Here is a 9,308-nt window from a genome sequence, read left to right on the forward strand (position 1 = left end):
CCGCCGGCCATGTCGTGGGCGCATCGCTTCGGATGGCGAATGACTCAACACTGAGGCATCCTGATGAACAAGTTGACTTTGGCTTTGACTTTGGCTGATTGGCAGGACAAGGCAGCGTCGCTCGAGATCGAAGGGCGCGCATTCATCGATGGCGCATTGCGCGACGCGCACGCCGGCAAGACGTTCGACTGCGTGAGCCCGATCGACGGCCGCGTGCTCGCGAAGGTCGCCGATTGCGGCGAGGCGGATGTCGACGCGGCCGTCGCGGCCGCGCGCCGCGCCTTCGATGCACAGGTGTGGGCGGGCCTGAACCCGCGCGCACGCAAGGCAGTGCTGCTGCGCTGGGCCGCGCTGATGCGCGCGCATCTCGACGAGCTGGCGCTGCTCGAGACGCTCGACGCGGGCAAGCCGATCGGCGACACGACGACGGTCGACGTGCCGGGCGCCGCCTACTGCGTCGAATGGTTCGCCGAAGCGATCGACAAGGTCGGCGGCGAAGTCGTGCCGGCCGACCATCATCTGGTCGGGCTCGTCACGCGCGAGGCGATCGGCGTGGTCGCGGCGGTCGTGCCGTGGAACTTCCCGATCCTGATGGCCGCGTGGAAGTTCGGTCCGGCGCTCGCGGCCGGCAACAGCGTGGTGCTGAAGCCGTCGGAGAAATCGCCGCTCACCGCAATCCGCGTCGCGCAGCTCGCGCACGAAGCCGGCATTCCGGCCGGCGTGTTCAACGTCGTGCCGGGCGCGGGCGAGCCCGGCAAGCTGCTCGCACTGCATCGCGACGTCGACTGCGTCGCGTTCACGGGCTCGACCGCGGTCGGCAAGCTGATCATGCAGTACGCCGCGCAATCGAACCTGAAGCGCGTGTGGCTCGAACTCGGCGGCAAGTCGCCGAACATCGTGCTGCCCGATTGTCCGGATCTCGACCGCGCGGCGCAGGCCGCGGCCGGCGCGATCTTCTACAACATGGGCGAGATGTGCACCGCGGGCTCGCGCCTGCTCGTGCATCGCGACATCAAGGACGTGTTCATCGAGAAGCTGGTCGCGGCCGCGCGCGCGTACGTGCCCGGCAATCCGCTCGACCCGTCGGTGTCGATGGGCGCGATCGTCGACGGCATCCAGCTCGAGCGCGTGCTCGGCTACATCGAAGCGGGGCGCAGCGAGGGCAAGCTCGTGACGGGCGGTGCGCGCGTGAAGGAGGAGACGGGCGGCTTCTACGTCGAGCCGACCGTGTTCGAGGTGAAGCCCGACGCGAAGATCGCGCGCGAGGAGATTTTCGGGCCGGTGCTGTCGGTGATCGTGTTCGACGATGTCGACGAGGCCGTGCGCATCGCGAACGACTCCGAGTACGGGCTCGCGGCCGCGGTGTGGACGTCGAACCTGACGACCGCGCACGAGGTGTCGCGCCGTCTGCGCGCGGGCACCGTGTGGGTGAACTGCTACGACGAGGGTGGCGACATGAACTTCCCGTTCGGCGGCTACAAGCAGTCGGGCAACGGCCGCGACAAGTCGCTGCATGCGCTCGAGAAATACACGGAGCTGAAGTCGACGCTCGTGCGGCTGCGCTGAGCTTGCGTGTGCGCGTGCGCGCCGCGGCGGCATGCGGTGTGCACGCGGCCGGCTGCCGTGCGGCAGCCGGCGGTGCGTGGGTGGTGTGTCGGCGGGTATGCCGGCGAATGCGCCGGTGATGTGCCGGCGGAAGCGCCAGTCGCGCGCCAGCGGCGTGTTACGCGGCGCGCAGCGCGGGATGGAAGCCCGCGGCCTCGATGATCGACTGCACGTGTGCCGCGGACTGCGTCGATTCGACTTTCACCGTCTTGGCCGCGACGTCGATGTCGAGCCTGGCATCGGGATCGGCCGCCGTCACCGCACGGGTGATCGCGTTCGCGCAGCCGCCGCAGGTCATGTCCTGTACTTCGAATTCCATCATTGCCTCCCGGGTTGAAGAATGTGCACAGCATGAAGCTTGCCACGGTTGGAAGGTCAAGCGCGTGCGCACATGCAGCGTATCGTGCGTCGCATCCACATCGCGACAGGCATTCGTAAGAATGTAATCGGATGATTTAAAAATCCGCTGGAACGTCAGTCGGTACTTAGCCTGATTGACCGTTTCCTGATGCCGAATGGTTCCGTGAAATACATTTGTAAACAATCACTTGCGCGAATCTTTGAGCAGCGATCTCCATTTGACGAGCAAGGGTATCCGATGTGAAAATGCGAATCGATCTTAATATCAATCTCTATCAATATTTCATTCCCTGTCAAACATGAACCGTATCGCTTTCGGCTTTGCTGTGGCCCTGCTGGGCGCGTCGGCCACTTCCGCGTGGGCCGCCGATGACGTCTACAACCTGACGCTGAAGGACCACAAGTTTTCGCCTGAAGGCGTGACGATTCCGGCCGGCAAGAAGGTGAAGTTCGTCGTGAAGAACCTCGACGCGACGCCGGCCGAGTTCGAGAGCGACGACTTCAAGGCCGAGAAGGTGATTCCGGCCGGCAAGGAAGCGGAAATCATGATCGGGCCGCTGAAGGCCGGCACCTACGAGTTCCACGACGAGTACCACGAGGCTCAGTCGAAGACGCATCTCACCGTCAAGTAAGCGCACCTGCCATGTTGTCCACTGCCCTGATCGTTTTTCGTGAAGTGCTCGAGGCCGCGCTGGTGGTCTCGATCGTGATGGCCGCCACGAAGGGCGTGCCGCGGCGCGGCTGGTGGGTCGGCAGCGGGCTCGTCGGCGGCATCGTCGGCGCGGGCCTGATCGCGGCGTTCGCCGACGTGATCTCGCAATGGGCGTCGGGGATGGGCCAGGAGGTGTTCAACGCGGGCGTGATGTTCGTTGCGACGCTGATGCTCGCGTGGCACAGCATCTGGATGAGCAAGCATGGCCGCGAGATGGCGCTGCACATGACCGAGGTCGGCCGGGCCGTCGCGGCCGGCAGCAAGCCGCTGACCGGGCTCGCGATCGTCGTCGGCGTCGCGGTGCTGCGCGAAGGCTCGGAGGCCGTGCTGTTCCTGTACGGCATCGCGGCCGGCGATCCGGGGCAGACGCCGCAGATGATCGCCGGCGGGCTGCTCGGCGTGCTGGGCGGCGCCGGGCTCGGCTATGCGATGTATGCGGGCCTGCTGCGGATTCCGCTGAAGCGCCTGTTCTCCGTCACCAACGGGCTGATCGTGCTGCTCGCGGCCGGGATGGCGAGCCAGTGCGTCGGCTTCCTGCTGGCGGCCGATCTCGTGCCGTCGTGGGGCGACGCGGTGTGGGACACGTCGTGGCTGCTCAAGGACACGAGCATCGTCGGCAAGGCATTGCATACGCTGATCGGCTATACCGCGCGTCCGGCGGGCATCCAGATCGCCGCGTATCTCGGCACGCTGGTGGCGATCGTCGTGCTGGCGCGGCTCGTCGGCCGGCCGCAGCGCGCGGTGCAGCCGCCGCGGCAAGCCGTCTGATTCAACGCGAGAGCGTGAATGCGACAAGGGGCGTCCGAGGACGCCCCTTGTTTCATTATTGAAGGCCGCGATCGGCCATGCCGGCGCGCAAACGCTCAGCGATGGTTGTCGATCCACGCGCGGGCCCATTCGAGCCCGGCGACGCGTGCGGCATCCTCGGTGTCGAACACGCCCAGCACGCCCGACGCCTCGACGAGCTTGTTGTTCTGCGTGATCGTTCCGCTTGCCGCGAAGCGCTCCGGTTGCAGGATCTCGTCCTGCTGAAGGATCGCGTGGCCCCAGATCTGGTAGCCGTGGTAGGTTTCCGCTTCCATTATCGTGCCACCCTCGCCGGCCCGTTGCGCGTGCCGACCCGCAGCACGTTCCCGTCCGGCGTGTATTGCCGCGGAATGTCGTTGTACGCGAGGCCATGCGGCGTGTCCTGCGCGTCGGGCTGCATCACCGTCAGCCGGCCGGGTGCCGGCTGGGCGACGGGGCGCGCAGCCGGTGCGGCGTCAGGCGCCGGTGTGTGATGCGCGCCCGTCTTCAGGGTCTTCAGCGTCTGCGCGGTTTGCACGACATGGCGCTTGTGGAGTTTCGCGGCTGCCTTCGGCTGCACGACGGCATGCTTCGCCGGTGCGGCCGCGTGTGGCTCGGCGGGACGGGCCGCCGCCGGCGGCCGGGGCGCCGACGCGTGGGCGTTCGGCGTACGGGCTTCCGGCGGATTCCAGACCTCGACGTAATGCTCGGCGGCCCAGCCCGACGACGCGAATGTGAGCACCAGCAACCCGCATCCAATCAGTCTCACCATACTATCTCCGTCTGTCTCGTCGGCGCTGCAACAGGCTTGCGACGCCGCTTATTCCACCGTTACCGACTTTGCCAGATTACGCGGCTTGTCGACGTCGGTGCCGCGCGCGCACGCGGTGTGGTACGCGAGCAGCTGCAGCGGCACGACGTGCAGGATCGGCGACAGCTGGCCATAGTGTTCCGGCATCCGGATCACGTGCAGGCCTTCGTCGTTGACGATATGCGTGTCGGCGTCCGCGAACACGTACAGCTCGCCGCCGCGCGCGCGCACTTCCTGCATGTTCGACTTCAGCTTCTCGAGCAACGCGTCGTTCGGCGCGACCGTGACGACCGGCATCGCTTCCGTGACGAGCGCGAGCGGGCCGTGCTTCAGTTCGCCGGCCGGGTAGGCCTCGGCGTGGATGTACGAGATTTCCTTCAGCTTCAGCGCGCCTTCGAGCGCGATCGGATAGTGCAGCCCGCGGCCGAGGAACAGCGCGTTTTCCTTGCGCGCGAATTCTTCCGACCACGCGATGATCTGCGGCTCGAGCGCGAGCACGCTGTTCAGCGCGGCCGGCAGGTGGCGCAGCTGCTTCAGGAATTCCGCTTCGAGTGCGGCGTCGACGTGCCCGCGCAGCTTGCCGAGCGTCGCGGCCAGCACGAACAGCGCGACGAGCTGCGTCGTGAACGCCTTCGTCGACGCGACGCCGATCTCGGTGCCCGCGTGCGTGAGGAACTGCATCTCGGTGAGGCGCACCATCGCGCTCGTCGCGACGTTGCACACTGCGAGCGTGTGCGTGTGGCCGAGCGACTGCGCGTGCTTGAGCGCGGCGAGCGTGTCGGCGGTTTCGCCCGACTGCGAGATCACCAGCACGAGCTGGCGCGGGTTCGGCACCGATTCGCGATAGCGGTATTCGCTCGCGATCTCGACCTGGGTCGGGATCTTCGCGATCGATTCGAGCCAGTACTTCGCGGTGAGGCCCGAGTAGTAGCTGGTGCCGCACGCGAGGATCAGCAGGCTGTCGATGTCCGCAAACGCGGCGGGCGCCGCGTCGCCGAACAGCGTCGCGTCGAATGCGTCGGCCTGCGGGACCGTGTCGCTGATCGCGCGCGGCTGCTCGAAGATTTCCTTCTGCATGAAGTGGCGATACGGCCCAAGCTCGACCGCGCCACCGTAGGCGCTGACGACGCGCACTTCACGCTGCGCGAGCGCGCCATGACGGTCGACGATCTTCACGCCTTCGCGCGACAGTTCGCAGACGTCGCCTTCCTCGAGGAACGTGAAGTGGTCGGTGCTGCCCGCGAGCGCGAGCGCATCGGACGCGAGGAAGTTCTCGCCGTTGCCGTAGCCGACGACGAGCGGCGAGCCCTGGCGTGCGCCGACCACCGTGTGCGGCTGGTCCTTGTGGATCACCGCGATCGCATAGGCGCCGTGCAGCTGCTGCACCGCTTCGCGCACCGCGGCGAACAGGTCGCCGCGATACAGGCTGTGCACGAGGTGCGCGATCACTTCGGTGTCGGTCTGCGATACGAAGTCGTAGCCCTTCGCGCGCAGCGCATCGCGCAGCGACTCGAAGTTCTCGATGATGCCGTTGTGGACGAGCGCGAGCGCGTCCGACGAGAAGATCGGGTGGGCGTTGTGCGTGACCGGCGCGCCGTGCGTCGCCCAGCGCGTGTGCGCGATGCCCGTGGTGCCTTCGAGATGCGTGTCGCGAACCTGCTCGTCAAGGTCCGAGACGCGCGCGACGCTGCGCGCGCGCTTCGGTGCATTCGGTTCGAGCACGGCGACACCGCACGAATCGTAGCCACGGTATTCAAGGCGCCGCAAACCTTCGATCAGCACCGGAACGATATTACGCTGCGCAACTGCGCCGACAATGCCGCACATGGAAATCTACCCTCTATGTCAAAGCGGGCGCCATGCCGGCGCCCGCGAGAAGTTCAGCTTTTCTTCTTGACCGGTCGGACGTAGCCGCTTTTCGCGGTCTGCGTTTTCTCGTTCAATGCGAGAAGGCCGTCGGCGACGTCCTTCCAGATCGTCGTGCCCGCCGCGATCGTCACGCCGCGGCCGACATGCACCGGCGCGACGAATTGTGTGTCCGATCCGACGAACACGTCGTCTTCGATGACGGTGCGGAACTTGTTCGCGCCGTCGTAGTTGCAGGTGATCGTGCCCGCACCGATGTTCACGCGCGCGCCGATGTCGGCGTCGCCGATGTACGTGAGGTGGTTCGCCTTCGAGCCGTGCCCGATTACCGCGTTCTTCACCTCGACGAAGTTGCCGACATGCGCTTCGTCCGCGAGCTGCGCACCCGGGCGCAGCCGCGCGTACGGGCCGATCACCGTGTGCGCGCCGAGTTCGGCGCCGTCGATATGGGTGAACGCGTCGATGCGCGTGCCCGTGCCGATCGACGCATTGCGGATCACGCAGTTCGGGCCGACCGTCACGTTGTCGGCGAGCGTCACGTTGCCTTCGAACACGCAATTGACGTCGATCGACACGTCGCGGCCGCAGCGCAGCGTGCCGCGCACGTCGAGCCGCGCCGGATCGGCGAGCGTCACGCCGTCGACGAGCAGTGCGTCGGCGAGGGTGCGCTGGTGCACGCGCTCGAGCTCCGCGAGCTGCGCCTTGCTGTTCACGCCGAGCGTTTCCCATTCGGCGTCGGGCTGCGCGGTGACGACTTCGAAGCCGGCCTCGATCGCGAGTTCGACCACGTCGGTCAGGTAGTACTCGCCCTGCGCGTTCTCGTTCTTCAGCGCGCCGAGCCACATCGACAACTGGGCCGTCGGCGTGACGATGATGCCGGTGTTGATCTCGTTGATCTTCTGCTGTTCCGGCGACGCGTCCTTCTGCTCGACGATGCGCGTGACGAAGCCGGCGGCGTCGCGCACGATGCGGCCGTAGCCGGTCGGATCGTCGAGCGTCACCGTCAGGATGCCGTAGCGGCCTTCGCGCGACGCGTCGACGAGGCGCTGCAGCGTCGAAACGCGGGTGAGCGGCACGTCGCCGTACAGCACGAGGGTCGGCTGCGCGGGGTCGAGGAGCGGCAGCGCCTGGCGCACCGCGTGGCCGGTGCCGAGCTGCTCGGCCTGCACCGCGAACTGCACGTCGGGGGCCGCGACGGCCGCCTGGACCTGCTCGGCGCCATGACCGACGACGACGACGAGCCGGGACGGCTGCAGCGCGCGCGCAGTGGCGATGACGTGGGAGAGGAGCGGCCTGCCGGCCAGGGGATGAAGCACTTTCGGCAGCGCGGAACGCATGCGCTTGCCGGTGCCTGCCGCCAAAATCACGATATTCATGGCGCCAGCGAGTCAGAAGAGTTCGAAGCCGCCCATTTTAGCATGGGCGCTCCGGCGCCCGAGGGCCGCCGCGCAAGATTGGCGGAACCGGAAAGGGCGCGCGGCGGAACCGGAAGGGGCGCGTCGCGCCCGTTCCGGCAGCCATGTCACAGGTCGTCGAACTGGACGATCGAAATGGGTTTCGCGCCACCCGGCGCGGCCGGGTTGTCGCCCGTGTTGTCGCCCGTCGAGCACGGCTCCTCGTCGAACGCGATGTCGCCCTGCGGGTCGGCCTCGCCGGTCGCGCGCAGCGACGCGAACGGGAACTGGGTCGTATCCATCAGGTGCGACGGCACCACGTTCGAGAGCGCGCTGAACATGTTGTCGACGCGGCCCGGGAAGCGCTTGTCCCACTCGCGGATCAGCGCCTTCATTTCCGCGCGCTTCAGGTTCGGCTGGCTGCCGCACAGGTTGCACGGGATGATCGGGAATTCGCGCAGCTCCGCGAATTTCTCCAGATCGGTTTCCTTCACGTACGCGAGCGGGCGGATCACGACGTTCTTGCCGTCGTCCGACTGCAGCTTCGGCGGCATCCCCTTCAGCTTGCCGCCGTAGAACATGTTCAGCAGCAGCGTCTGCAGGATGTCGTCGCGGTGATGGCCGAGCGCGATCTTGGTCGCGCCGAGCTCGCCCGCGACGCGGTACAGGATCCCGCGGCGCAGCCGCGAGCACAGCGAGCAGGTCGTCTTGCCCTCGGGCACGAGGCGCTTGACGATGCTGTAGGTGTCCTGGTTCTCGATGTGGAACGGCACGCCGATCTGCGTCAGGTATTCCGGCAGCACGTGCTCGGGGAAGCCCGGCTGCTTCTGGTCGAGGTTCACCGCGACGATGTCGAAGTCGATCGGCGCGCGCTCGCGCAGGCGCAGCAGCACGTCGAGCATCGCGTAGCTGTCCTTGCCGCCCGACAGGCAGACCATCACCTTGTCGCCTTGCTCGATCATGTTGTAGTCGCCGATCGCCTGGCCGACCTGGCGCACGATCCGCTTGAACAGCTTGTTGTTCTCGTACGCTTCCTTCTGCTCGCGGCGCGTCAGCACGCGGCGGCCGGCGTTGGCCGTGCCGGCTTCAACAGGGGCGGCATCGACCGCCGCGGTATCGACCGCCGCTTCATTCAGATTGGGGGTGTGGGGGGCGTTCATGCTCGCTCCTCGTCCTTGATGCGAAAGACTTCGACGCCGACGGCGTCGCAGTCCGGATAAGCGTCCGGTTTCTCGGTACGGACGCGTACCGCGCGCACGGCATCGTGCGCCAGCAGGTGCGCGGCGATCGCGTCGCACAGCGTTTCCTGCAGGTGGATGTGGCCGCGCGCCACGCACTGCGCGACGCTCTGCTTCATCAGGTCGTAGTCGACGACTTCATGCAGCCGGTCGTCGACGGGGGTGCTGAGCGCAAGCGGCACGAACAGGTCGACATTGATGACGACGCGCTGCTCGCCGCGCTTCTCGTGCTCGAATGCCCCGATGTTGATGTGCACTTCGTAGTCGCGCAGGTAGAGCCTGCGGCAATCCGCGAGGCGGGGGTGCAGGAGGGCGGAATGCATGGTCGTTCCAGTCAAATTGGCGTGCACGCACGCAAAGCGGCACGGGCGGCGGCCGTCATGGCGCCCGCCCGTGCGGTTCATTCGGGTCGGCGGCAGGCGGCACCAGGTGCTCGCCGCCGTCGACGGTCAGCGTCGCGCCGGTGATGCCGGGCGCGTCCGCCAGGTAACAGGCCGCCGCCGCGATGTCGTCCGCGTGCGGCGCGTGCCCGCGCA

10 protein-coding genes and 1 pseudogene are annotated in these 9,308 nt (G+C 67.1%); 3 read left to right on the forward strand and 8 right to left on the reverse strand.

The annotated features are described in order from the left end of the window. Positions 1-63 precede the first annotated feature (63 nt). The gene (locus G3N94_RS26670) at positions 64-1,566 is read left to right on the forward strand and encodes an aldehyde dehydrogenase (RefSeq protein WP_205795532.1); all 1,503 of its coding nucleotides are present in this window, start codon (positions 64-66) and stop codon (positions 1,564-1,566) included. 157 nt (positions 1,567-1,723) lie between these two features. Here the strand turns inward: G3N94_RS26670 and G3N94_RS26675 are convergent, their stop codons facing one another. Continuing rightward, the gene (locus tag G3N94_RS26675; protein WP_205795533.1) at positions 1,724-1,924 is read right to left on the reverse strand and encodes a heavy-metal-associated domain-containing protein; all 201 of its coding nucleotides are present in this window, start codon (positions 1,922-1,924) and stop codon (positions 1,724-1,726) included. Positions 1,925-2,264: 340 nt separating this feature from the next. Between G3N94_RS26675 and G3N94_RS26680 the strand changes: the two genes are divergently transcribed. Continuing rightward, the gene (locus tag G3N94_RS26680; RefSeq protein WP_205795534.1) at positions 2,265-2,597 is read left to right on the forward strand and encodes a cupredoxin domain-containing protein; all 333 of its coding nucleotides are present in this window, start codon (positions 2,265-2,267) and stop codon (positions 2,595-2,597) included. Between the two features lie 11 nt (positions 2,598-2,608). Next, a complete protein-coding gene (locus G3N94_RS26685; RefSeq protein ID WP_205795535.1) occupies positions 2,609-3,445 on the forward strand; it encodes an FTR1 family protein in 837 nt (278 codons plus the stop codon). 95 nt (positions 3,446-3,540) lie between these two features. Here the strand turns inward: G3N94_RS26685 and G3N94_RS26690 are convergent, their stop codons facing one another. The 7 genes and pseudogenes from G3N94_RS26690 to G3N94_RS26720 form a co-directional block, all read right to left on the reverse strand. Continuing rightward, positions 3,541-3,759 (reverse strand): hypothetical protein, encoded by a 219-nt coding sequence (locus G3N94_RS26690; RefSeq protein ID WP_205795536.1) that lies wholly within the window; start codon positions 3,757-3,759, stop codon positions 3,541-3,543. Further along, a complete protein-coding gene (locus G3N94_RS26695; protein ID WP_205795537.1) occupies positions 3,759-4,235 on the reverse strand; it encodes a hypothetical protein in 477 nt (158 codons plus the stop codon). The genes G3N94_RS26690 and G3N94_RS26695 overlap by 1 nt, the downstream gene beginning before the upstream one ends. Before the next feature lie 48 nt (positions 4,236-4,283). Beyond that, positions 4,284-6,101 (reverse strand): glutamine--fructose-6-phosphate transaminase (isomerizing), encoded by a 1,818-nt coding sequence (glmS, locus tag G3N94_RS26700; protein ID WP_205795538.1) that lies wholly within the window; start codon positions 6,099-6,101, stop codon positions 4,284-4,286. 53 nt (positions 6,102-6,154) lie between these two features. Further along, positions 6,155-7,516 carry a bifunctional UDP-N-acetylglucosamine diphosphorylase/glucosamine-1-phosphate N-acetyltransferase GlmU gene (gene glmU / locus G3N94_RS26705; RefSeq protein WP_205795539.1) on the reverse strand — a complete coding sequence of 454 codons (1,362 nt, stop codon included), beginning with the start codon at positions 7,514-7,516 and terminating at the stop codon, positions 6,155-6,157. A 146-nt stretch (positions 7,517-7,662) separates the two neighbouring features. Beyond that, positions 7,663-8,694: a tRNA 2-thiocytidine(32) synthetase TtcA gene (gene ttcA, locus G3N94_RS26710; RefSeq protein WP_205795540.1), complete on the reverse strand. Its 1,032-nt coding sequence runs from the start codon at positions 8,692-8,694 to the stop codon at positions 7,663-7,665. Further along, positions 8,691-9,095, reverse strand: a complete 405-nt coding sequence (locus G3N94_RS26715) for a dihydroneopterin aldolase (RefSeq protein ID WP_059613472.1) — start codon at positions 9,093-9,095, stop codon at positions 8,691-8,693. The genes ttcA and G3N94_RS26715 overlap by 4 nt, the downstream gene beginning before the upstream one ends. 55 nt (positions 9,096-9,150) lie before the next feature. Continuing rightward, a pseudogene (locus G3N94_RS26720) lies at positions 9,151-9,308 on the reverse strand (short-chain dehydrogenase); the annotation flags it as partial.

Origin of the sequence: Burkholderia sp. Ac-20353 (assembly GCF_017104785.1) — a bacterium.
Taxonomy (GTDB): Bacteria; Pseudomonadota; Gammaproteobacteria; order Burkholderiales; family Burkholderiaceae; genus Burkholderia.

Coding starts and splice junctions, on each gene's coding strand:
- G3N94_RS26690 (WP_205795536.1), bottom strand. CDS start 3,759: ATGGAAGCGGAAACCTACCACGGCTACCAGATCTGGGGCCACGCGATC.
- G3N94_RS26680 (WP_205795534.1), top strand. CDS start 2,265: ATGAACCGTATCGCTTTCGGCTTTGCTGTGGCCCTGCTGGGCGCGTCG.
- G3N94_RS26685 (WP_205795535.1), top strand. CDS start 2,609: ATGTTGTCCACTGCCCTGATCGTTTTTCGTGAAGTGCTCGAGGCCGCG.
- G3N94_RS26695 (WP_205795537.1), bottom strand. CDS start 4,235: ATGGTGAGACTGATTGGATGCGGGTTGCTGGTGCTCACATTCGCGTCG.
- glmS (WP_205795538.1), bottom strand. CDS start 6,101: ATGTGCGGCATTGTCGGCGCAGTTGCGCAGCGTAATATCGTTCCGGTG.
- G3N94_RS26715 (WP_059613472.1), bottom strand. CDS start 9,095: ATGCATTCCGCCCTCCTGCACCCCCGCCTCGCGGATTGCCGCAGGCTC.
- G3N94_RS26670 (WP_205795532.1), top strand. CDS start 64: ATGAACAAGTTGACTTTGGCTTTGACTTTGGCTGATTGGCAGGACAAG.
- G3N94_RS26675 (WP_205795533.1), bottom strand. CDS start 1,924: ATGGAATTCGAAGTACAGGACATGACCTGCGGCGGCTGCGCGAACGCG.
- glmU (WP_205795539.1), bottom strand. CDS start 7,516: ATGAATATCGTGATTTTGGCGGCAGGCACCGGCAAGCGCATGCGTTCC.
- ttcA (WP_205795540.1), bottom strand. CDS start 8,694: ATGAACGCCCCCCACACCCCCAATCTGAATGAAGCGGCGGTCGATACC.